We start from the raw sequence: 23222 nt of genomic DNA on the forward strand, positions 1-23222 counted from the left end.
CGACCGTCCACGGCGCGCCGCGGGCCTGCGTCGCAAAGGCCGGGCCAGGGCATGCATTGCGGCGCTCGCAGACACAGTTGCCCTCGCTGCCCGCCGCGCCCCCGGCCCCGCGAGCCGCAGCCGCAGCCGCAGGACGGCGCGCTAGGGGGCGCGCCGAAGGGCGTAAAACTGCGCGGTGAAGTCGTCCAGCGACCGACTCTCGATCGCCGATCGCAGCCCCGCCATCAGCCGCTGGTAATGCCGCAGGTTGTGCATCGTGGCGAGCTGGCTGGCGAGAATCTCGTTGCAGCGGTCCAGATGGCGCAGGTAGGCGCGGCTGAAGCCGTTGGCGCAGGCGTAGCAGTCGCAGCCTTCCTCGATCACCCGCGTGTCCATCGCGAACTTGGCATTGCGGATGCGCAGCGTGCCCTCGGGCACGAACAGGAAGCCGTTGCGGGCGTTGCGGGTGGGCATCACGCAGTCGAACATGTCGATGCCGCGGCGCACCGCTTCGACGATGTCTTCCGGCCGGCCCACGCCCATCAGGTAGCGCGGCTTGTCCGCCGGCAGCAGCGACACGGTGAAATCCAGCGTGTGGTTGCGCTCGGCTTCCGGCTCGCCGACCGCGAGGCCGCCGACTGCGTAGCCGTCGAAGCCGATGTTTACCAGCCCTTCGGCCGAACGCCGGCGCAGCGGCTCGTACACGCTGCCCTGCACGATGCCGAACAGGTTGTTGGGATTCTTCAGCTCGTCGAACGCACGCCGCGAGCGTTCGGCCCAGCGCAGGCTCAGCTCCATCGACTCGGCGGCGACCTTCTCGGTGGCCGGGTACGGCGTGCACTCGTCGAAGATCATCGCGATGTCCGAATCCAGCACGGTCTGGATCTTCATCGACACTTCGGGCGACAGGAACACCTTGGAGCCGTCCACCGGCGAGGCGAAGGTCACGCCCTCCTCGGCCAGCTTGCGCTTGTGCGCCAGCGAGAACACCTGGAAGCCGCCCGAGTCGGTGAGGATCGGCTTGTTCCAGCCGATGAACTTGTGCAGCCCGCCGAACTGCTCGACGATCTCCAGCCCCGGCCGCAGGAACAGGTGGAACGTGTTGCCGAGGATGATCTCGGCACCGATGTCGACGATGTCGCGCGGCGTCATCGCCTTCACCGAGCCGTAGGTACCCACGGGCATGAAGGCGGGCGTCTGCACCGTGCCGCGGCCGAAGGTCAGCTGCCCGCGGCGGGCCGCACCGTCGGTGGCCGCGAGATCGAAAGTCATGGAAGTCATCCGGCCATTGTAGCGGTGACGCCGACCGCCCTGGCTCCGCCCACGGGTGGCGGGCAGAGCTCAGGCGCGCGCGCCACTCTCCGCTCTGTGCTCGCGGAGAGTGGCGCGTATGCCGCTCAACCGACGCCACAACGGTCAGGCCGCGGCGGGCGCAGCCGTGGCCTGTCGTCGAACGGGCCAAACCCACCCATCTCGCCGGTTGTTCAGTACCCGTGCCCTACCGAGGCATTCCCGTGCTGCTGGCTGATCTGCGCCCGGCCGACGGCGAACTGTGCCGCTTGCTGTGCCTGCTGCTGATCGTGGGCTTGCACCCGTTGCATGGATTCCTGCTGCGCCGGGGCCGGCTTCGCCAGATCGACCTGTGCCAAGGCACCCGGCGGCCAGGACGCCGCAAAGCTCGCGATGCCTTTCTGGTCGTCGACAAATACGTGCGCGAGCTTGTTCGCTTCTATGCGGCCCATGTGGCAGGCGGCCGTGAACTGCACCAGCCGATCTTCCGACGCCCCCGGAAGCCGTTGCCGCAACGCGTTGTAGAGGACGTGCTCCGGGTGGCCGGGGTCGCTGTAGGAGCGCGGCACCTGGGCCTGCATCGGCGCGCGGATCGTGTGCTCCAACGCCGGAGATTCCTGTGCCGCGCGAGGACCCGCCCCGGATGCCCCTTCCCGGGATGATGCCGCCGTGGCGGCGCGCTCCGGCACATCCGCCTGCAGTTGAGCGTGCTGCCGGGCGATCAGCTCACGACCGTAGGCCGCGTTGACCGCCATGGCCGATGCCTGCTGGCTGGCGAGGCGACCGCGCTCGTCCTCGCCAGGGCGCACCTGCTCGGTAACCGGTGCGATGTACGCGGGGAGCGCAACGGTGCGCTCAAAGCTTCCCACTCCCGTCGCGGTCCAGCGGTTTCCCGTAACGGGATCGGTAAAGCGCTCCTCGCTCGGCAGCTTCAGGGCGTGCGTTACCGCATCCGGCATGGGGCCGAGCGCGCTCCAGCCTCTGCCTATGTGATCCATCACATAGGCCTGGGCGACGTCCTCGGCATAGTGCTCGTTGTTGAACTGGCGATTGGCGGCAAGCTGATCGAGCTGCCGCCCCGTGTCGCCATCGGCTGTCTGGCCATACGTCGGGGCGGGAATCTCGAATGGGCTCGGCGCATGCGGCAAGACCACTTTCTCCACCCAGCCATTGTCGGTGGCCTGCCAATGCCTGCCGTCGAGCGTGATGTTTCCGGTGTCCTGCAGCACCGGCTCGGCCAGCATCAACGATGTCACCGCGCTCGACCGTCGGTACTCGAGATGCGGCACCTGCCCCTCGGGGGCCGGGTTACGGTTCTCCTGGATCGTCGGCAGGTGAAAGGCGCGCAGGCTGAGCCGGCTCTCGCTGTTCACCCACTGGCCTTCCTCGTACGCGTAGGTGACGCCGTCGCGACCGACCTGGTGATTGAGCCGGTGCTCGGTGACCCTATTGGCAATCTCCTCGCCCGCGAACGCTCCAAGCACGCCACCGACTGCGCCGGTGACGAAAGCCCCGGGGCCGGTTTCGGAGCCCGCCAGGAGCCCATAGCCGGCGCCGGTGACTATCCCGCCCAGCACCCCGCCGGCGGTCCGACCTTCATACCGCCGCAGCAGTGCATCCGCGCCGAGTTGGTTGCCCTGCGAGGTAAGCGCCTGGTATTGCTCGGCGGTGCTATAGCCGTCGTACAGCGCCGCGGCGACTGCGACGCCGCTCGTCGCTCCCTTGATCGCTATGCCAACTCTGCGCTCGGCCTGCAGCGCCAGGCTGTTGTCGATATAGCCCACGAATTCCGGAGCGGTGAACAATCTGCGATTGGGCACCAGCACCTGCTCGGCGCCGCCGGAGCGAACGAACTGTCCGCCGAGTTCGGACGTGGGCGCCACATGGCTGATGAAGACCTCGGTCGGCGCCAGAGGCCGCGCCTCGTCCATCCGATACCACGCCGATTCGCTCTTGGCAGGGAGGCCGAAAGAGTCGTGCAAGCTCCTGCCACTGGCAAATGCCTCGTCAATCACCGACTGCCTTGCGAAATAGGGCGAATACGGCGACACCTCTGCGCCTACGGCCGTGAGCTTGACGAGTGGTTCGTTGGTGACTTCCATCCGCGGGAGTTCGCGGCCGGACGTGAGCTGACCAAGTGCCCGGTCTTTTATGAGATCGGTGGATGCGTTTGGCGTCGCATCAATGAGAAGCTGCCGAAATATCTTTCCTTCGTCGGTTTCGAGATATGTGAGCGCTTCCTCCTCACTGACACCATGAGTCTCGAAGGTCTCAGCTTTTTCAATCACATCATGGTGCTGCCGCCTAAGCCTTTCTGAAACAAGCTCGAATTGGCTCATGGCTACGCCCCGCCCTTCTTGGCGACTTGCATTGCCGCGGTGTCCGCATTTATGCGTTTCTCTTGCTCCGTCAGGCCTCCCCTGATTTCAATCGAAAACGCGACGTAGGCCTCATCGACGCTTGGATCTTGATAGGGAATGTAGACACCGTCGCCAAAGTTGTAGGCTCCGGGAACTTTTCTTCTCTCGATGGGCTCCAGCACCCGCTGGGCCTTGGCATCCTCGATTAGCGGAGACAGTGCGCGCAGGAGACCTTGCACTTCCTCGCTCTCGGGATACTGCTGAAGTACCCACTCCAGATGCTCGGCCGCAGCCTTGAGCTTGATGGGATCGATGGTCTGGGTCATGGGCGCTATTCCTTGAGCGACTTGGGCGGTTGGCCAGCAAACGCGGCGCGCCAGCGGAAGGACCAAGCAGCGCGCGGCCGCTCAATCCTAGCTTTTCCGGTGAGCGACGGTTATGCCACGCCCGCACGCCTGAGCGTAGGCGCAGGCCGCTACGGCGGACGCTTCATGCCGAAGCGGTCGCGGGTGGTGGCGTACCACGGGCCACTGAGCCGGCCGACCAGGTCCAGCTTGGCGGGATCGACGTGGCGCGGGTCCGCCAGCATCGCGTCGTCGACGTGCGCCAGCAGCACGCGGGCGAAGATCAGGAAGTGGCGCGGGTCGTGCGCCGGGTACGGCTTGATCTCGGCCACCTCGCACTCGAACGCCACGGGCGCCGCCCGCAGCCGGGGCACCGCGACGCGGTCGCCCGCCACGGTCGACAGCCCGAGCTGGTCGATCTCGCTGACGTCGTGCGGCAGCGTGGCGGCAGTGGCGTTCATGCTCTCGGCGAGCGGCTGGCTGACCAGGTGAATGATCAGCTGGCCGCTGTCGCGGGCGTTGACCAGACTGTCCTTCAAGCGGCCATCCGGCAGTCGCCCCACGCTGAGCATCAGCGTCGGCGGCTCGTCGCAGACCACCTGGAAGAAGCTGTATGGCGCAAGGTTGCTCACGCCTGCCTTCGACACCGTCGACACCCACGCGATCGGGCGCGGCGTCACCGTGGACGCGAGCCAGCGATAGGCTTCGTCGGCGGTCAGTTCGGCGAAATCCAGCTGCATCGGCACGGCCCCGTCGGCGTGATCCAAACCCCGCAGTGTAGCGACGCTCTGCGCACTGCTGACGAGGCCCTCGGGTCGCAGCGTCGAGTGCCGGCAAAGTGAACACGCCGGGCATCTGGATGACCCGCAAACACGCCCGCTTTCGCTGACTCCCGACCCGCGCCGCCGACAACCCGTCCCGCGCGGTGCCCCGCGCGGCCGTACGCCCCGTCAGGCAAAGGCGTCGAGCAGCCCCTCGGTGCTGACCGAGGCGACGCGCTCGATCACGGCGTCGCCAGCTTCACCTGGTTCACCACGACCGGGGAAGCTTCCTTCGGAGCGCCCCTCGCTGCCGGCCTGGCGCTGACCCACGTCGGCCTGCCCCAGCGACAGGCCGTGCTGGGCCAGCAGCGCATCGAGCTGCGGCAACGTCTGCTGCAGCGCGTGCACCGCAGCCGGATGCTGCGCGGCAAAAGTCACGTCGACCTGGCCGTTGTGCTGCACGCTCACCTTCACGTCGAGCTGGCCCAGTTCTTCCGGGTGCAGGCGGATCTTTGCCTGCTTGATGTCCTGACCGCCGAGCCATGCCACTTGCTGCCCCAGCTCGTGCGCGAACCCCGCGCTGGCCACGGGACTGGTGATCTGCAATGCGTGCGGGGGCATTACGCCGGTATTGGCCGTGGGCTGCGGCGCGGCACCGGCCAAAAGGGAAAGATCCTGCAGCGCGTGTTCATCGGACGGCTTGTGCGCCAGCCCCTTGCCCACGCCGCCGGCGAACGCCTCGGCCAGCGCGGTGGCGTTGGCGGTCAACGCGGCTGGCGGCTGCGCAAGGGCCGGCGCGGCCTCACCCGCGTCGCCGGACGCCGTCTCGGCCAGGCCCGGAGCCGGGAGATCGGCTGCGCCGGCCGCGGTAGCCGGGGTGCCCAGCGATGCCTTGAGCGCGCTTGCCGCCAGGACCTTGGCCGCGCCGCCGGTGGCGAGCGAGGCTGCCGCAGGTGCGGCCTGCCCCAGCAGCGCCAGCATGGCGCTGGCGACGGAGCTGCCGTCGGCCAGCGGTGTGTCGTCGTCGGACAGGGCCGGCTTCGTCGCGCTCGCCGCCAAGTCGGCCGACGCGTCGCCCGCTGCATGCGGCACCGTGTCCGACGGTGCGACCGCGTCATCCTGCGCCGCCGTGGAAGCCCTGGCAGCGTTGTCCGTGGCATCTGTCGCGGGCCCGCGATCGGCACCGACGCGATCAGGGGTGGCCTGCGCAGAGCGCGGATCCTGCTGCTGGCGCGCAGCATCCAGATGATCGTCGAAGGCGCGCGCGCGATCGAAGCCGCCGCGCGTGTCAGCGGCAGGGCTAGAGCTGGCCGGCGGCGCGATCGCGACGCTCACGGAGAGGGCGGCAGGGGCTGGCATGGGAACCTCGTCGGAAAATCGTCGGCTGGGCCGGGGCCCGGAATACGCAGCAAGGTTCGCGCCAGCACCGTGCTCATGACGAGCGTTCCGGGCCGGCCGGGCGCCGGTACTGCATGCGCTCGTCCACCTCGGACTGTTCGCGGCGGTCTTCCGCCTTGCGCGCCTGCTCGCGGTATCCACTGACCACGCTGTCGAGCGCTTTCTCGCGGGCGTGGGCGTCGCGCCACTGTGCGCGGGCGAGTTCGAGCTGGCGTTGCTGGCGCTGCACGTCAACGCGCTGCTGTTCGATGGCGCGGTCGATCCGCTCCACGAACTGCTGACGGTTGAGCAATGCGGTGACGCTCACGCCGCTGCCGGGACCACCGCCAGCGGCGTAGTCGGCGCGATAGCGTTTGAGCTCGCTCAGCTGCAGCTCGGCCTTGGCCAGTCGCTGCTGCTGCTCGGCCAGCTGCTGCATGGCGTCCTCGCGGCGCTTGTGCGCTTGGTCGACGGCCGGCTGCAGGCGGTCCGCACGCGACGCACTCATGCCTCGCCGTCGCCGGTGAGGGTGCGCAGGGCCTCGATGCCCTTGGCCAGGGTCATCGGCTCGTCGACCTCCTGCTGCAGGAACGCACGCAGGCGCGGCCACATCACGATGGCGCGGTCCACCTGGGGATCGGAGCCCTTCTGGTAGGCGCCCACCGCGATCAGGTCGCGCTGCTGGCGGTACGCCGAATAGATCTGGCGGAACCGCTGCGCCGCCTGCATGTGCTCGCGCCGGGCCACTGCCGGCATCACGCGACTGATCGATGCCTCGATGTCGATCGCGGGGTAGTGACCCGACTCGGCGAGGTCGCGCGACAGCACGATGTGGCCATCGAGGATCGCGCGCGCCGCATCGGCGATCGGATCGTGGCGGTAGTCGTCGCCTTCGGTCAGCACGGTGTAGAACGCGGTGATCGAGCCGACGCCCTGCGCGTCGTTGCCAGCGCGCTCCACCAGCGCCGGCAGCATCGCGAACACCGACGGCGGATAGCCCTTGGTCGCTGGCGGTTCGCCGATGGCCAGTGCGATCTCGCGCTGCGCCTGGGCGTAGCGGGTGAGCGAATCCATCAGCAGCAGCACGCGCAGGCCGCGGTCGCGAAACCATTCGGCAATGGCCGTGGCGTACTGCGCGCCGCGCAGGCGCTTGAGCGGCGGCGCATCGGCGGGCGCGGCCACGATCACCGCGCGGCGGCGACCTTCCTCGCCCAGCGTGTGCTCGACGAATTCCTTCACCTCGCGACCGCGTTCGCCGATCAGGCCGACGACCACGACATCGGCGTCGGTGTATTTGGTCATCATGCCGAGCAGGGTCGACTTGCCCACGCCGGAGCCGGCAAACAGGCCGAGCCGCTGACCGCGTCCGACGGTAAGCAGCGCATTGATCGCGCGCACGCCGGTATCAAGCGGAGTGTCGATGGGCTTGCGCGCCATCGGGTTGATCGGCTCGCGCTTGAGCGCGGCCTGTTCGTCGGTTTCCAGCGCGCCGAGGCCATCGAGCGGAATGCCGTCGGCGCCGATCACCCGACCGAGCAGGCCGTTGCCTACCGGCAAGCCGCCGTTGCGCGAACACGGGCGCACGCGCGCATTGGGCAGCACGCCGTGCATCTCCCCGACCGGCATCAGCAGCAGGCGCTCATCGGCAAAGCCGACCACTTCGGTATCCAGTTGCTCGCCGTCGGCGGCATCCACCAGGCAACGCGAACCCAGCGCCGCCTCGCAGCCCTCGGCCTCGAGCGTGAGGCCGACCACCCGGCGCAGCCGCCCTTCGACGGTGAGCGCCGGCACCAACTCGGCACGGCGCGCGCGACGCGCCAGCTGCTCGCGCCAGCGCGCGCCGCGCAGGTCCAGCGGCTCGGCGCTCACGGTGTCGCGGTCCGTGCCGCCGGCTTGCGGCGCAGTCGGGTGGCAGAAAGATCGCGCAACCGGTGTACCCCCGCGGGACGGGGGGATCGCTTGGGCTGATGCGCGGCCTCGTCGAGGGAGGAAGACGGGACGGCCAGCTTCGCGGGGGCGCACCAGAGGCGCGAAAACGGAACGCCGCGACGCCAGCGGCGCAGCAGCGTGCGAAACGAAATCATCGGGCGGAACACCACCAGGCGCGCGCGCTCGGCGAGCCGCTGGTCGCGACACTGGCGCTGCTGCGCGCGGCAGCTCGTGCGTTCAAGCACGTCGGTGGCGCGAGCCGGTGCGATCTCCAGCGGATCGACCGGCGCAGGGGCCTGCGTACGCTCCGCGCGGCGGCGCAATGCCAGCGGGTGGCTCTCGAATGCGATGACGCGGGCCAGCGGCGAGGCGGCGCTCATGCGGTCACCTCCGCGGAACCGTCGTCTTCATCTGTCCCCAGCACCGCATCCACCACCGCAGCGAGGCGGGTGTCGACACGGCCATCCAGACGCGAACGCTCGCTCTCCAGCAGGCAGTCGCCGCGCGACAGGGCGGGATCGGGCAGCAGCTGCCAGTGCTCCTCGCTGACTGCCAGCTCGCGCAGCAGCGCCAGGTCGTCGGGGTGCAGGCGCACGCGCAACTCCCGGGTGGCCGCCGGCAACGCGCGGGCTGCCTGCTGCACCGCCTGCACCACCCGCTGGGGGGCGAGCGCGAGCTCGTGCGCCACCACGCGCCGGGCGATCACGGTAGCCAGACGTGCCAGCTCCTGCTCGGTGGCGTCGTCGAGCGTGGCCAGCGGGCGCGCGGCCGCGTTCAACAGGGCCTCCATCCGGGCGGCGAGCGCGCGGCGCTCACGCTCGGCTGCGGCCAGCCCCTCGGCATGGCCGGCGGCAAAACCCTCGTCACGCGCCTGCTGCTCCAGCGCTTCGAGCTCGAACACCGTCGGCGGCGGCGGCAGCTCGCTGGCCGGCGCGGCCTGGGCACGTACGCCGCCCACGGCAGGCAGTTCCCACCGCTCGGCGCCGTCGAATGAATCGCGGATGATCTGCGCGGCCATCAGACGAAGTCATCGCCGCCAGAGGAAAGATTGAGCTGGCCTGCATCGGCCAGCCGGCGCGCGATCATCAGCACCTCCTTCTGTGCTGCGTCCACTTCGCTCACGCGTACCGGACCGGACACCTCCAGGTCGTCGCGAAGCATGTCGGCGGCGCGCTTGGACATGTTGGCGAAGATCTTTTCGCGCATGGCAGGCTCCGCACCCTTCAGCGCCACCGTCAGGCGGGCCGACGGCACTTCGCGCAGCAGCGTCTGCATGCCGCGATCGTCCAGCTCGGCCAGGTCGTCGAACACGAACATCAACTCTTCGATGCGCCCGCCGAGCGTGGCGTCGTGCGAACGGATCGCGCTCATCAGCTCGGCTTCGCGACTGGTTTCCATCGCATTGAGGATGTCGGCGGCGGCTTTCAGGCCGCCCACGCTGGCGGACTTGAGCTTGCTGGAGTTGCCGGAGAACTGGCGCTCCATGATTTCATCCAGCTCGTTCAGTGCATGCGGCTGCACGCCGTCCAGCGTGGCGATGCGCATGACCGCGTCCGAACGCACGCGCGGCGGCAGGTAGCCGAGCACTTCGGCGGCCTGGTCGGGGTCCAGGTGCGCCAGCACCAGCGCGATGATCTGCGGGTGCTCCAGGTTGATCAGCTCCGCGATGGCGCGGCTTTCCATCCACTTGAGCGACTCCAGCCCCTTGCTGGAGCGACCCAGCAGGATGCGGTCGATCAGCCCGCCGGCCTTGCTCTCGCCCAGCGCGTTGGTGAGGATCTTGCGGATGTAGTCCTCGGTGCCGACGCCGATGGCGGTTTGCTGGCCGACATCTTCGTTGAGGCGGTTGAGCACCGTTTCCACTTCGCCGCGCGACACGCTGGTGAGCCCGGCCATGGCCGAACCGACTGCCTGCACGTCGCGGGCGGAGAGGTGCTTGAGCACCTCGGCGGCGTCCTGCTCGCCGAGCGTCAGCAACAGGATGGCGGCCTGGCGGGCGCCTTCGCTTACCGTCTGCTCAGCCATTGTCGCCCACCCAGCTGCGCACGACCTGCGCCACCTGCTTGGGGTTCTCGCTTACCAACCGCCTCGCCATGTTGATCTTCTGCTCGTAGGCCATTGCCTGCCCGATGCGGGCAGGCTCGTCCTCAGGGATATCGTCCACGCGCACCGAAACTTTCGGCATCGGCGACGGCAGCGCTGCGGCCGCCGCCGTGGCCGGGCGGGCCGGGCCACGCGACAGCCCCTTGAGCAGCGGACGCAGCAGGCCGAATGCCACCAGCAGTGCCACCAGGATGCCGGCGCCCTGCTTGATCAGGTCGAGCATCCCCGGACGCTGCCAGAACGGCATCGCCGGAAGCGCGTCGTCGCTGGCCGTCTCGCGATGGAACGCCTGGTTGACCACGCTCACGGTGTCGCCGCGCGCGGCGTTGAAGCCGACCGCGTTCTTGGCCAGGTCGGTCAGGTGCTCGAGCTCCTGCGCGGTGAACGGCACGTTCTTGACGTCCTTGCCGCTGCCGCTGACCTTGTCGTCCACCACCACTGCCACGCTCAGCCGGGCGAGCCGGCCGGCGGGATCGCTGACGTGGCTGATGGTGCGGTCGAGCTCGTAGTTGCGGGTGGCGCTGGAGTTGGATTCGGTGGGCGTGACCGCAGCCGCCGTGGTGGCGTTGCTGCCGGTCGCGCCGGCGGCTTTGCCGGGGCCGCCCTGCGGGTTGGCCGCGGTCGGCTGGCTGACGGTGTTCGGCGGCTGGTTGCTCAGTGCGCCCGGCACCGCGCCACTGGCGCTGCCGTCGCTGCGCTGCTCCGACGCCGTCTGCTCGCTGCGCAGCGCCGGGTGGTCGTGATCGTAGGTTTCGGTCGCCTTCTCGGTCTGGCTGAAGTCCAGGTCGGCATAGACTTGGGCGCGCACCTTGCCGGCGCCGACCAGCGGCGTGAGCAGCTCCTCGATGCGCTGGGCATAGGTGTTCTCGATGCGCGTGGCCAGGCGCAGGCGCGTGTCGCCCACCGCCGCGGCGCTGTCCGGTGCGTCGCCGGTGAGCAGCTGACCCTGCTGGTCGACCACCGACACCTGACCCGGATCGAGCTCGGGCACGCTGGAGGACACCAGATGCACGATCGCCGCCACCTGGCTGGCGTCGAGCTGGCGGCCGGGGAACATCGACACCAGCACCGAAGCGCTGGCCTGGCGGTTGTCTCGGATGAACGCCGAGGGCTTGGGCAGCGCCAGGTGCACGCGCGCCGACTTCACCGACTGCAGGCCGCCAATGGTGCTGCCGAGGTCGTTTTCCAGCATCTGCTGGTAGCGCGTGCGCTCGGCCATGTCGCTCATGCCGAACGGCGAGTCGGCCGCCGGCATCGCGGTGCTGTTGGCACTGCCCTGCGGCAGGCCCTGCCCCGCCAGGCGCAGGCGGATCGCGGCCAGGTCGCCCTGCGGCGCCATGATGGTGGTGCCGTCACCGGCCAGCGTGTACGGGGTGTTGCTCGCCTGCAACGCCTGGGTAATGGCGGCGGCGTCTTTCTGGTCCAGCCCCGCATACAGCATGCCGAAGCTGGGACCACGCGACCAAAGCACCACCGCCACGCCCATCGCCACCGCGAGCGCCACGCCCACCAGCAGCATCAGCTGGCGCGAGGCGGGACTGCGGGCGATGTCGCGCAGGTCGAGGCGCGCGGCGGGATGTTCGCCGTCGACCTTCGGTTCCGTGGTGCTCATGCCGCCGTCTGCCATGGGGAGTGCTCGTTATCGGTGCGTGCGAAGAAAGGCGGTCGTCAGACCGGCATGTTCATGATGTCTTTGTAGGCATCGACGAGCTTGTTGCGCACCTGGGTCATCGCGTTGAGCGAGAGGTCGGCCTTCTGGATCGCCACCATCGTGCGACCGAGATCGGCGCCCTTGTCCCCGCGCTCGAACGCCGCCGCCATGCGACCGGCGTCGGCCTGGTTGTCGCCGACGGCCGCGATGGACTGCTTGAGCAGCGAACCGAAGTCGCTGCGCCCGGCCGCCGGCACCGCCGAGGGCGCCGCGGTGGACGAGAACGCCACATCGGGCGTACGCACCTGGGCGGACATCTGGCGCATCTGGGTGAGCAGGCTGTTGACGTCGATCGAGGTCATGACGGTTTTCCAACGCGTGACGGGTTTACGTGGATGTGCAGCAAGAGCTGTGCCATGTGCGGGCGGGGAACCGGGAACAGGGAACGGAGCGGTTGCAGCGACTGGAGGGACTGTCAGGGAGAGGACGAGCGAGCGGCTGAGGCGTTGGGAAAGAGAAACCGACGCGGGCGGTGGGCAAGCCGATCACTGCACGCCGACGCGATTCCGATGTTCCCCGTTCCCCGTGCCCCGCCTTTAAGCCGCCAAACCGCTCTGCAGCCCGTACTTGCGCAGCTTCTCCACCAGCGTGGTGCGCTGCATGTGCAGCAGCTTGGCGGCGTGCGCCACCACGCCACCGGTGACGTCCAGCGCCTGGCGGATCAGGCCCACCTCGATATCGGCCAGGTGATCCTTGAGATCGATACCGCCCTCGGGGAGCAGCGTGGCGTCGTTGCCCGCGGTGGCCGGTTCACTGGCTTCGTCCATCATCGCCAGCAGGTTGCTGCCGCTGGGCTCTTCCACCAGCGAGGCGCCGCGGTAGCGCTCCGGCAGGTCGCCGGCGCGCACTTCGGAATGCGGATAGAGAATCGCCAGCCGCTCGACCAGGTTGCACAGCTCGCGCACGTTGCCCGGCCACGGGTAGCAGCGCAGTGCCTGCAGCGCGCTGGGCGCAAAGCGCATCGAGCCCACGCCGCGGCGCTCCAGCCGCTGGTTGAACTCGGCCACCAGCACCGGCAGGTCTTCCAGCCGCTCGCGCAGCGCCGGCAGCTCCAGCGGGAACACGCTCAGGCGGTAGAACAGGTCTTCGCGGAAGCGGCCATCGGCAATCGCCTGCTCCAGGTTGCGATGGGTGGCGGCGATGATGCGCACGTCGCAGCGCAGGGTCTTGTTGCCACCCACGCGCTCGAACATCCGCTCCTGCAGCACGCGCAGCAGCTTGACCTGCATCGGCAGGCTCATGTCGCCGATCTCGTCCAGGAACAGCGTGCCACCCTCGGCCATCTCGAAGCGGCCCTTGCGGGCGCTGATGGCGCCGGTGAAGGCACCTTTTTCGTGGCCGAACAACTCGCTCTCCAGCAGCTCGGCAGGAATTGCGCCGCAGTTGATCGCGATGAACGGCTTGTCCTTGCGCGGCGAGCAGTCGTGGATGGTGCGCGCGACCATTTCCTTGCCGGTGCCGGACTCGCCCAGCACCAGCACGCTGGAGTCGAACGGTGCGACCTGGCGGATCAGCGCATTGAGGCGCCCCATGGCGCGCGATTCGCCGACGAAGCGCTGCTCGCCGCGGCGGCCGGCCGGGCTACGCGCGGTGGCGCAGCGCATGGCTTCGGCGAACTGCTCGTAGCGCAGCGGGAAACCGATCACCCCCACGTGCGAGGAGAACGGCGAGCTGGCACCGAGCAGGCGCGATGCCCACGGCGAATCCTCGGCCAGCAGCAGCGGTACCTGGGTGGCATGGCCGAGCACATCCAGCTGGGCTTCGGCGCGCGGCGCGTTGCCGGTGTCGCCGACATAGACACCGCGCCATGCCGTGGTGGTCAGCGCCTCCTGGTCCAACGTCTCGCTGCGCTGCGGGTGGAAGCCGAGAAACTGCAGCGCGGAGATGACCGAGTCGGCCCGTGCCGCATCCGACTCGATTACCAGGAAGTCCGTCGTGTTCATCGTGCAACGCCTCTTTATGACTCGATCGATGTGGCGGCATGGAAATGGGGGAGCCGCCCGTAAGGACCGCGACGGTTTATCGCCGGTCCACGTCGAGAGAGGGAGCAAGAAGAAGGCCAATGCCAAAGCGCTGGCGCCATGTAAACGTCGCGTGAACCGCCGCTCTGCGTCACCTCGCGTGAAGGTCGTGCGTGCGGAATCTCCGATCGGCGTGTAAGTGCTTGCGTGAAGACGGTTTCACGTACGTGATGAGCCTTCGAAGGAGTGACCAGACAGGGCACGTCGGGATCTTGGCTCGCCAAAAAAATTTCGCAATCACCCCAAAAAATGTGATTCCGAGCACGCTTTTAACGGGGCGCGATGAAACCGTTTACGTGAAACCCATCACTTTGTGTCACTTCGCGTCCAGACGCTCACGTCAGGGACTGACGCGCCTCGGCAACTTTGCGCCTGTGAAGACGAAACACCAGGCGATCGAGTGCGGTCGTGGTCGCTTCGCTCATGCTTTCGAAGCCGACGAATGCCAAGCCATCCTCAAGCCGCCGCTGCACCCGCGCCGGCAACTCCAGCGGCAGGCTGGGGCAGCCGTCCAGGTGCACTCGCACCAGCAGCCGGTCGTCCGGCGGCAACAGCGCCGAGGGCAGCAGGGCACCAAGCGCATTGAAGCGCAGCCGCTGACGCGGCGGCAGGGTGTCGGCAGGTGTCAGCAGGCGGTTGACGATGTCCACCAGCGCGTTGAGCTTGGCGTCGAGCCGCCCCAGCTCCTGCAGCACCGGGTTGTCGTCATCGGTGCTTTCGCTGCGGCGCTCCTCCAGCGCGGCGATGCTGGCCAGCGTGGCCAGGTTGCGCTCGGCCAGGCGTGCGAGGGCTGCGCGATCCATTGCCGGATCCAGCGCCTCCACCACCAGCCGCACCCGATCCTCCACGCAGACGCGTTCGGAGAAGGCCAGCCACAGGGCGTCGTTCATGGTTCGGTTCCTCGGCGCGGACCCTGCCCGGGCCCGCTGGCACGGTAGCAGCGGCCCCGCTCAGGCCGGATCGGCGGCATCGAGATAGGCGCTGACGGCGCGGTGGTTGGTGCGCTGTTGCGACAGCTCGCGGCTGACGCTGTCGCGCGCCCGCCCGGCCAGCTCCAGCAGTGCGCACTGGTCCAGCTGCAGCTGGCGCAAGGCCATCAGGCCGGCGCTGTTCAGCGGCGCCTTGCGCAGGCTGGCGTCGCAGGCGGCCTGGAGCACGCTTGCGCCTGGCCAGTCGCCGGCACGGGCAGCCACCAGCATCTGGCTACTGCTCGCCAGCGCCTGGCGCAACTCGTCGGGCAGCTCGTCGTGCATTACGCGCCCTGCGCCTGCGCGGCAGCCTGCGCGAGGTAGGCGCTGCGAATGCCCATCCAGCCCTCGCGCACGGGGGCCAGCAGGCGCGCGGCTTCGTCCAGCGCACCGACATCGTCGTGCAGCTGGGCAAACAGCAACCGGCGCGTCACGTATTCATAGAGCGACTCGAGCCGCTGGCTGAAGGCGGGATCGACTTTGTGATCCAGGCTCTCGCGCAACTCGCCCACGATCGCCACGGCCCGGGCGATGCTGTCGCCCTTGGCCGAGGTGTTGCCATGAAGAAGGTGGCCGCGAGCCTGGGCAATGCGATCCATTGCGCCCTCCATCAGCATGCTGATGAGCTGGTGCGCGTCGGCGCTTTCCACGCCGCCGGCGGCGCGGTTCTGCTGGTAGAGGGCGCTGGCGTTGCGCATGGGTCCGTAGGTCATGGGGCGCTCCGGAATCAACTTTTCTTGGTGTAGGTGGCTTCGAGCTGCGCCAGCGCCCCGGTCAGGTAGCTGCTGGTGTTGTTCAGCCGCGACATCAGCGTGTCCAGCGCCGCGTACTGGTCGCGCAGCTGCTGCTCGTACACGCTCAGGCGGGCATCGAGCTGGCTCTGCTGCGTGTTGAGGCGGCTCAGGCTGGCGGTGAGGCTCTGCTGGCGGGTGCCGATGATCCCGCCCGAGGCGGTGAAGCTGTCCAGTGCGGAGTTCAGCCGCTTGGCGTAGCCGCCCGGGCCGGCGAACAGGTCCTGCACACCGGAGGGGTTGCTCTGCAGCGTGGCAGCGAGCTTGGCGCTGTCCAGAGCGAGCGTGCCGTCCGCGCTGCGGGTGATCCCCAGCGACGCCAGTGAGCCGATGCTGTTGCCCGCCACCTTGCTGCCGAGCAGCGAGGAGATCTGCCGCTGCACCGAACCGAGCGTGGTGTCGCCCAGCAGGATGCCCGCCTGGCCGGAGTCCTTGTCGTAGCTGGACAGCGTGCCGACGGTCTTGACGTAACTGTTGTAGGCGTCGACGAACCCCTGCACCGCCTTGCTGGCGACGCTGGTGTCGCGGGTCACCGTGAGCGTGGTGCTTCCCGGCGCGGACAGGTTGAGGGTGACGCCGTCGATGGCGCCGCTGACACTGTTGCTGGCGCTGGTGATATCGATGCCATCGAGCGAGATCAGCGCGTCCTTCGCCTCGTTGGCGCCGCTGGTGTTCAACTTGGTCGCCAGCGCTGCCAGGCCGCTGCTGCTGCCGCCGTCCGTGCTCACGCTGAAGCCGTTGGCCACGCCGGTCTGGCTGGAGCTGAGCAGCAGCTGGGCGCCGCTGGCGCCATTGACCACGGTGGCGGTGACCCCGTGGTTGTCCGAGGCGCCGTTGATCTTGGCGGCGATGTCCGCGACGGTGTCGGTCGCTCCGATGGCGAGGGTGCTGCTCTTGGCACCCACGCTCAGCGTGAGGTTGCCGGCGCCGATCGCCGCGGTCTTGGCGTAGGCGTCGCTGCTGCGCTTCTGTGCTGCCGCCAGGTTGCTGACCACCAGCGAGTAGTTGCCAGGCTGGGCGCTGGCAAGCGTGGCAGTGCTGCCGATGGTGCTGTCGGCCAGCGTGGCGCCGAAGCTGGCGAACGTGCTGGTGGTGGTGAGCTTGGTCAGGGAAGACTGCAGCGAACTCAGTGCCGAGCTCAGCGAGGCCAGACCGGTGAGCGTTGCGTTGGTCTGGGTGGCCTTGCTGGTGATCTGCGCTTGCGGGCCGGCCTTTTTCGCGTTGACCAGCGCGGTGACAATGCTGTCCACGTCCAGGCCGGAGCCGACACCCGCCGAGCTGAGCACGCCGCTGCCTGCACTGCCTGAGGTGTTGACGCTGTTGATGGCCATGCCGACTCCCGTGGATTTTCTGACGCGCAGACAAGGTAACGAAGGACCGTAAGCAAGAACTTCGCCAGCAAGTGCCCGGCGACGTGAAGCAAGCGCGGCACCTGTCCACCCGGCCCAACGGCGCCGGTGGGGCGCCTGGCCATGAGCGAGTCTTCCGCGTCAGAAATCTATCGGCCGCCGGCGCATTTACTTGAAGCCGTGACGTTGCGGTCGGCTGCTCCCGTGATCCGCGGACGCGCCCGAGCCCGCCCGCGACGGATCGAGGCCACGGAGAAAAAAAAGCGGCATCGATTGCTCGATGCCGCCGTGAGGCCCGCCGATCTTGCCGGCGCCCCGCCACGAGGGCAGGCGCCGGTGCGACCTGTTACTGCAGGAGCTTGAGCACCTGCTGCGGGTTGGAGTTGGCCTGCGACAGCACCGAGATACCGGCCTGCTGAAGCACCTGCGCCTTGCTCAGGCTGGCCGTCTCGGCCGCGAAGTCGGCGTCCTGGATGGTCGACTGCGAGGCCTTCAGGTTGGTCGACTGCGAGCTCAGGGTGGAGATCGTCGACTGGAAGCGGTTCTGCACCGCACCCAGCTGGGCAGCGAAGTCGGCCACCGAGCTCAGCGCCACGTCGATGCGCGAGATGAGATCGTTGGCGCCATCCACCGTGCCCACCGAACCACCGGCCAGCGAGCCGCCGACGGCTGCCGCGGTGCCCGCGGTGTACGTGGCCGATGCATTCACGTCCGTGGCGTTCGCGCCGACGATGTTGCCGCCGGTGTCAGCGATGGTCAGGGCGCTGTTGGAGTAGAAGTTCACGCCCTTGCCATCGGCACTTACCGCGGCGCTGACGCCGTCGATGCCGGCCGCATTGATTGCATCGGACACGTCCTGCAGGCTCTTGGCGCCGGTCAGGTCGACCGCGGTGCCGTTGATCGTCAGACCCTCCGTGGAGAGATCCGGAGCAGCGAGCGTGGCGCTGACCGCGGTGGCGACGCCAGTGGAGGTGCCGGTGCCGCTGGCCGCCACGGTCGCGATACCCAGCGCATTGGCGCCGGCGATGGTCACCGCGTCGGTGCTGTCGGCGCTGTTGTCGATCGTGATCTCGTTGCCGCTGGCGGTGAAGGTGGCGCCCGTGCCGGTACCGCTGGCGGTGTAGGCGGCGGTCAGCGCGGTGGCCAGGTCGGCGGCCGTGCTGAAGGTGCCGGTGACGTCGGTGCCGTTGACCGACAGGTCACCGGCAGCGAGCGTGACGCCAGTACCCGATGCAAACGCGGCGCTGATGTCACCGGTCTTGACCTCGGCCACCTGGCCCAGGTCGCTGGTCTTGACGCTCTGGCCCAGGCTCACCGAGACGGTCTGGCCAACGTTGGCGCCGATCTGGAAGCTCTGCGACTGCAGCGAACCGTCCAGCACGCGCTTGCCGTTGAAGGTGGTCTGGTTGGCGATGCGGGTGACTTCCGCCAGGCGCTGCTGCACTTCGTTGTCGATGGTCTTGCGGTCGGCGTCGCTGTAGGTGCCGTTGGCGGACTGCGCGGCCAAGTCGCGGATCGCCTGCAGGTTGGCGGTGACCTGATCCAGCGCCGAGCCGGTGGTCTGCGCCAGGTTGATCGCGTCCGAGGCGTTGGCGCTGGCCTGGGCCAGGCCGCCGATCTGCGTGGTGTAGCGCTGGGAGATGGCGAAGCCGGCGGCGTTGTCGGCCGCGCTGTTGATCTTCAGGCCCGAGGACAGACGCTGCGTGGCGGTGGCCAGCGCGCTCTGCGACTTGGACAGGTTGTTCTGCGTGTTCAGCGAGGAAACGTTGGTGTTGATGACCAGTGACATTGGAATTTCTCCTGACGGAAACCGTTGAGCCGGATAGTGGGGCTTGTTGTATTCCCGGCGGGGTTCCGTGTGGGATGCCTTCCGCCTCAGGGACTGTTTCGTCACGAGCGAAAATTACTTGAGCACCAACACTTGATTTTTTTTCGAAGCGCGAGTCCGCCTGCTTCGACCGCCTGGAACGCACTGCGTATCGGCCGCGGCGGCGCGTGCTGTAGACCCACGTGTGGCGAGCCCGGAAACGCAAACGCCGCGGACAGAGCCGCGGCGTCCTGCCTTTGCGAGAGCGGGAGTTACTTGATGTAGTTGAACAGGCTCAGCGACTTCACCTGGGCGAACACCTGCTGCGACGCCTGCAGTGCGGTCGACTGGATCGACAGATTGCTTATGGCCGTATAGACGTCCACATCGCGTGTATCGGACAGCGTGCTCTTGTAGGTCACGCTGAGGTCTTCGTAAGCCGAGCGCTGTGCGGCGAGGGCATTGGTGCGCCCGCCGATATCCACTTCGGCCCGCGTCACCGCCGCCTGCGCCTGATCGAGCGACTCCAGCTGGCGGTTGAGCGTATTGGTCAGCTGCGCCGAGCTGCCGCCGGCCTGCAGCGCACCGATGAGGTTGTTGAACGTGGTGAACACGTCCTGCGACGCATCCGGCTGCACGCTGATGGAGTCACCGGCCTGCGGCACGCCTTCGAGATTCAGCGTGATGCCGTTGAAGCTGAGGCTGCCGCCGTCGGCGTAGCTGCCGACCACCGGGTTGCCGCCGCCGTCGAGCACCGGATTACCGCCGGCGTCCAGCGCGCTCCAGTTGCCGGCGCCGTCGAAGCTCACGGTGTAGCTGCCGTTCGCCGCCACGCCCGCCGCATAGGCGACCGGATCGGACACGGTGTTCTCGCCCACCACCACGCCACCGGCGTTGGCAGGACTGGCGCTGGCCGCAAAGCGACCATTGCCGGCGGCGAGATCAATGAAGATGCTGCTGCCGGAATTGCCCGTGGATACGGTGAGCCCGGCACCGATGGCCGCCCGCGGCTGTCCGCTGTTGCCGCCGTAGCTGACGCTGCCGTCCGGATTCTTCACGAACGGCACCGCGGTGCTGCTGGTGCCGGCGAACAGCGCCTGGCCGGTGGCATCGGTGGTGTTGGCCTGCTGCACCAGCTGATCGCGAAGCTGGGTGAGCTGGGTGGCGATCGCCTGGCGGTCGCTGTCGGCCAGTGAGCCGTTGAGCGCCTGCAGGGTGAGGTCGCGCGCGCTGTTGTAGAGATCGTTCACCGAGTTGAGCGTGGACTGCGCCGTGTCGAGCCGCGTGGCCGCCGCGTCGATGTTGGCGGTGTACTGCGTGTTCGCCGCGAGAACGTGGTTGAGGCTGACCACGCGCCCGGCGCCAGCCGGATCGTCCGAGGCGACGTTGATGCGTTTGCCAGTGCTCACCTGGTTCTGCGTCGCCGCCAGCGTGCTCTGCTGGTTGATCATCGTGCCCAGCGACTGCTGGTACATCCAGCTGGTGGAAAGGCGCATGGCGGTTACCTCTGCACGGCAGCGAGCAGGCTGCTGAAGATGGACTGGGAGGTGGAGATGATCTGCGCCGACGCCTGGTAGGCCTGCTGGTAGCGCACCAGGTTGGCCGCTTCCTCGTCCAGGTTCACACCCGACACCGCCTGCTGTGCCGACATCGCCTGGTTGTACAGGCTGGTCTGCGTGGTCAGGTTGCTGCCGGCCTGCGCGCCGGCGTTGCCGATCTGCGTGGTGAGCAGGGTGTAGTTGTCGATCACCGAGGTGTTGCCGCCGTCTAGCACGCCGGCGTCGGCGAGACGGCCCAGCGCCAGCGCGTTGGCGTTGTCGTTGAGGCCATTGCTGTTGGCGCCGATGGCGAAACTGTCACCGGCCCCGGGCGTGCCGGAAAGGGTGAGGCTCCAGCCATTGGCCGACAGCGTCTGCCCTGCCGCGTACGCGCCACTGCCGATGACGGTGCCGCCGGCATCGGTAATGGCGTAAGTGCCGGCGGTGGGGAAACTCACCGTCGCACCGTCCAGCAACGCCGGGTTCGCCGCATCGGTGACAGCCAGCGTCGCAACCGCGGCAGTGCCGCTGTTGCCGCTGGTGGCCGACCCTTGCAGCGCGGCGGCCGCGGCGATGCCGGACGGATCGGTCAGGCTCACCGCCAGGCTGCTGGCGGCGTTGCGGGTGGGCTGGATGCGGAAGCTGTCGCCGGCCTGCGCGCCAGCGCCGACCGTGAGCGTGAGCCCGGCGCCGCTGAGGCTGCCATCGGGATTGGTGGTGAGCGGCACGGCCTGCCCGGCGCGGGTGGCCAGGCTCCAGGCGCTGCCGTCGTAGCGCAGCGTGTAGTCGGACGTGGTCAGCGCCGAGGTGTCGCCAATGGCCGCCGACACGGTCGCCGAGCCGGTGTTGCGGCTGTCCGGCAGCGCCTGCGGCGCGGGCAGCGAGAAGATCGGCGCGCCGAGCTGGCCATTGAGATCGAGCCCCTTGGCCTGCTGCGCATTGACGCTGTTGGCCAGGGCGATGGCCGCCTGGCCGAGCCGGTTCTGCGCCGGGTCGAGCACGTTGCTGCGGTAGTCGAGCAGCGCGCCGAGCTGGCCGCCGCCGAGACGACTGGTGATGTCGGTACCGGCGGCGTCCACCACGTTGACGCGCCCGGTGTCGTAGGGATCGTTGCTGGTCGCCAGCTTGAACGTGTTGCTGCCGCTGACCAGGCTCTGGCCGCTGGTGCTGTAGACGCTGAGGGTGCCATCGGACTCGCTCACGGCAGTCACGCCGAGATAGCCCGACAGCGTGTTGACCAGCGCATCGCGCTGATCGAGCAGCGCGTTCGGCGTGCCGCTGCCAATGTTGTCGTGGATCCGGCGGTTGAGGTCGGCGATGTTGTCGAGCGTGGTGTTGACGCTCTTGACGGTGTTGGTGATCTGCCCGTTGATCTGCTTCTGCTGGCTGTCGAACTGCGCGCCGAGCGTGTTGAACACGGCCACCACGGTCGCGGCACCGCCGAGCAGCGCCTGCCGCCCGGAGCCGGAGTTCGGTGCATTGGCCACCGTGTCGAAGCCACCGTAGAAGCTGTCCAGCGCGCCCTGCAGGTCGCCGCTGGCGCTCAGCGCGCTGTTCAAGGTGGTGGTCAGTTCGTTGTAGGTGCTGGCGCGCGACAGGTTGGCGTTGCTGGTCCACACCGCGCCGGTGAGATAGCTCGAATACGCCCGCTCCACCGCCACCACGTCGACGCCGCCACCAATGGTGTAGCGCGGCGAACTCGGCGCCACCCGCTCGACCTGGCGCACCACCTCGCGGCTGTAGCCGTCGGTGCCGGCGTTGGAGATGTTGTTGCCGACGGTGTTGAGCGCCACCTGCGCCGCATTGAGCGCGGAGATGCCGGTGCTGAGCAGGTTAGCCATGGGTGGATCCTTGGCGCGTGATCGAACAGCCGCGCACGGCGACCCGCCCCGCGAACGGGCGGGCAAAGCTCAGCATGCGGCGGATCGCGGTCGTCATTCGGAGGACATCGGCGTGGTGACGCCGTTCTTGAGCGCATCGAGCGCCTGGCGCATCGCCGGGCCGTTGGCGATGGCGGCGATCTTGTGGGCATACGCCGGGTCGGTGGCGTAGCCGCCCTGCACCAGCCCGCGCGCAAACCCGGCCACGTCGTCGCCCTTGCCCAGCGCCTGCGCATAACGGGGGTTGTCGCCGAGCAGCCGGGCATAGTCATCGAATGACTGCGCGGGCGATTCGTAGGCGCGGAACGCGGCGCGCCTGCGCACCGGCACGCCGCCTTCCACCTCCAGCGTGGGTACGTTGACGCGGCCACCGTCCCAGCTGGAACCGGCCTTCATGCCGAACAGGTTGAAACTGGGCGTGCCGTCGCCGTGCTGCGGCATGTGCTTGCCCCACTGGGTTTCCAGCGCGGCCTGCGCCAGCACCGCGCGCACCGAGACGCCGAGTTTCTCCGCCGCCTTCTGCGCGAACGGCGCCATCTTGGTGACGAAGTCCACCGGATCGCCGGGAATGAAATGCGACGCCGTCCTGGCCGCGGCGGAGCCGGCGGCGCGTGCCACCGAGCCGAGCCGCGACAGCCAGCCGTCCTCGCTGCCGTATTTTGCTGCGACGCCGTTGGCACCGGCCGGCGTGGGCGCATCCTTGCCGCCCAGCTGGCGCACCAGCATCTCGGCAATGCCCAGGCCGTGGCCCTGGTTGGACAGCGTCACCGCCAGCTGCTGGTCGGCCAGGCCCTGCCACGAATCGCTGGCCTGGCTGTCGAAGTTGGGGTCGCCGAAACTGGCGTCGCGCATCGACTTCAGCACCATCTGGGTGAAGATCGACTCGAACTGCTTGGCCACCACCGGCAACGCCGACTTGGCATCGGCCTGTGCGCTCTGGCGCAGGGCGCTGAAGCCGGACAGGTCGGTCCAGGTATTGAGGTTCTGCGCTGCGCTGTCGATGCCGGCGGCCAT

Annotated in this window: 21 protein-coding genes; all 21 read right to left on the bottom strand. The window is 68.5% G+C overall.

The features are described from left to right. Positions 1-141: 141 nt before the first annotated feature. The 21 genes from tgt to flgJ all read right to left on the bottom strand — a co-directional run bounded on the left by tgt (position 142) and on the right by flgJ (position 23222). Positions 142-1260, bottom strand: coding sequence for a tRNA guanosine(34) transglycosylase Tgt (gene tgt, locus VFG40_RS16475; protein ID WP_324899515.1), 1119 nt, complete (start codon positions 1258-1260; stop codon positions 142-144). Positions 1261-1463: 203 nt separating this feature from the next. Beyond that, a complete protein-coding gene (locus VFG40_RS16480; protein WP_324899517.1) occupies positions 1464-3608 on the bottom strand; it encodes a hypothetical protein in 2145 nt (714 codons plus the stop codon). Between the two features lie 2 nt (positions 3609-3610). Next, positions 3611-3955, bottom strand: coding sequence for a hypothetical protein (locus tag VFG40_RS16485; protein WP_324899519.1), 345 nt, complete (start codon positions 3953-3955; stop codon positions 3611-3613). Between the two features lie 149 nt (positions 3956-4104). Then, entirely contained in the window at positions 4105-4713 is a 609-nt protein-coding gene (locus VFG40_RS16490; protein ID WP_324899521.1) for a flavin reductase family protein, read from the bottom strand. Positions 4714-4923: 210 nt separating this feature from the next. After that, on the bottom strand, positions 4924-6093 hold the full coding sequence (locus VFG40_RS16495; RefSeq protein WP_324899523.1) for a flagellar hook-length control protein FliK: 1170 nt from the start codon (positions 6091-6093) through the stop codon (positions 4924-4926). 73 nt (positions 6094-6166) lie between these two features. Next, a complete protein-coding gene (gene fliJ / locus VFG40_RS16500; protein ID WP_324899525.1) occupies positions 6167-6619 on the bottom strand; it encodes a flagellar export protein FliJ in 453 nt (150 codons plus the stop codon). After that, positions 6616-7980 (bottom strand): flagellar protein export ATPase FliI, encoded by a 1365-nt coding sequence (gene fliI / locus VFG40_RS16505; protein ID WP_414649322.1) that lies wholly within the window; start codon positions 7978-7980, stop codon positions 6616-6618. Before fliI ends, fliJ begins: the two co-directional genes overlap by 4 nt. Next, positions 7977-8420, bottom strand: a complete 444-nt coding sequence (locus tag VFG40_RS16510; RefSeq protein ID WP_324899527.1) for a hypothetical protein — start codon at positions 8418-8420, stop codon at positions 7977-7979. Before VFG40_RS16510 ends, fliI begins: the two co-directional genes overlap by 4 nt. After that, positions 8417-9058 carry a FliH/SctL family protein gene (locus VFG40_RS16515; protein ID WP_324899529.1) on the bottom strand — a complete coding sequence of 214 codons (642 nt, stop codon included), beginning with the start codon at positions 9056-9058 and terminating at the stop codon, positions 8417-8419. The genes VFG40_RS16510 and VFG40_RS16515 overlap by 4 nt, the downstream gene beginning before the upstream one ends. Continuing rightward, positions 9058-10065, bottom strand: a complete 1008-nt coding sequence (gene fliG / locus VFG40_RS16520; protein WP_324899531.1) for a flagellar motor switch protein FliG — start codon at positions 10063-10065, stop codon at positions 9058-9060. The genes VFG40_RS16515 and fliG overlap by 1 nt, the downstream gene beginning before the upstream one ends. Next, positions 10058-11770: a flagellar basal-body MS-ring/collar protein FliF gene (gene fliF / locus VFG40_RS16525; RefSeq protein ID WP_324899533.1), complete on the bottom strand. Its 1713-nt coding sequence runs from the start codon at positions 11768-11770 to the stop codon at positions 10058-10060. Before fliF ends, fliG begins: the two co-directional genes overlap by 8 nt. A 41-nt stretch (positions 11771-11811) precedes the next feature. Further along, the gene (fliE, locus tag VFG40_RS16530) at positions 11812-12156 is read right to left on the bottom strand and encodes a flagellar hook-basal body complex protein FliE (RefSeq protein WP_324899535.1); all 345 of its coding nucleotides are present in this window, start codon (positions 12154-12156) and stop codon (positions 11812-11814) included. 234 nt (positions 12157-12390) lie between these two features. After that, entirely contained in the window at positions 12391-13797 is a 1407-nt protein-coding gene (locus VFG40_RS16535) for a sigma-54 dependent transcriptional regulator (RefSeq protein WP_324899537.1), read from the bottom strand. A gap of 413 nt (positions 13798-14210) precedes the next feature. Beyond that, positions 14211-14765 carry a PilZ domain-containing protein gene (locus VFG40_RS16540; RefSeq protein ID WP_324899539.1) on the bottom strand — a complete coding sequence of 185 codons (555 nt, stop codon included), beginning with the start codon at positions 14763-14765 and terminating at the stop codon, positions 14211-14213. A gap of 60 nt (positions 14766-14825) precedes the next feature. Continuing rightward, on the bottom strand, positions 14826-15128 hold the full coding sequence (gene fliT / locus VFG40_RS16545; RefSeq protein WP_324899541.1) for a flagellar protein FliT: 303 nt from the start codon (positions 15126-15128) through the stop codon (positions 14826-14828). Continuing rightward, positions 15128-15556, bottom strand: a complete 429-nt coding sequence (fliS, locus tag VFG40_RS16550; protein ID WP_324899543.1) for a flagellar export chaperone FliS — start codon at positions 15554-15556, stop codon at positions 15128-15130. The genes fliT and fliS overlap by 1 nt, the downstream gene beginning before the upstream one ends. Before the next feature lie 14 nt (positions 15557-15570). Beyond that, complete coding sequence (gene fliD / locus VFG40_RS16555; protein ID WP_324899545.1) at positions 15571-16965, bottom strand: flagellar filament capping protein FliD; 1395 nt, start codon at positions 16963-16965, stop codon at positions 15571-15573. Positions 16966-17329: 364 nt separating this feature from the next. Beyond that, positions 17330-18772 carry a flagellin N-terminal helical domain-containing protein gene (locus VFG40_RS16560; RefSeq protein ID WP_324899549.1) on the bottom strand — a complete coding sequence of 481 codons (1443 nt, stop codon included), beginning with the start codon at positions 18770-18772 and terminating at the stop codon, positions 17330-17332. A 290-nt stretch (positions 18773-19062) separates the two neighbouring features. Further along, the gene (gene flgL, locus VFG40_RS16565) at positions 19063-20286 is read right to left on the bottom strand and encodes a flagellar hook-associated protein FlgL (RefSeq protein ID WP_324899551.1); all 1224 of its coding nucleotides are present in this window, start codon (positions 20284-20286) and stop codon (positions 19063-19065) included. A 5-nt stretch (positions 20287-20291) separates the two neighbouring features. After that, positions 20292-22169, bottom strand: coding sequence for a flagellar hook-associated protein FlgK (gene flgK, locus VFG40_RS16570; protein WP_324899553.1), 1878 nt, complete (start codon positions 22167-22169; stop codon positions 20292-20294). A gap of 93 nt (positions 22170-22262) precedes the next feature. Continuing rightward, positions 22263-23222 (bottom strand): flagellar assembly peptidoglycan hydrolase FlgJ, encoded by a 960-nt coding sequence (gene flgJ / locus VFG40_RS16575; protein WP_324899555.1) that lies wholly within the window; start codon positions 23220-23222, stop codon positions 22263-22265.

The organism is Dyella sp. (genome assembly GCF_035685805.1).
In the GTDB taxonomy this organism is placed as follows: domain Bacteria; phylum Pseudomonadota; class Gammaproteobacteria; order Xanthomonadales; family Rhodanobacteraceae; genus Dyella_A.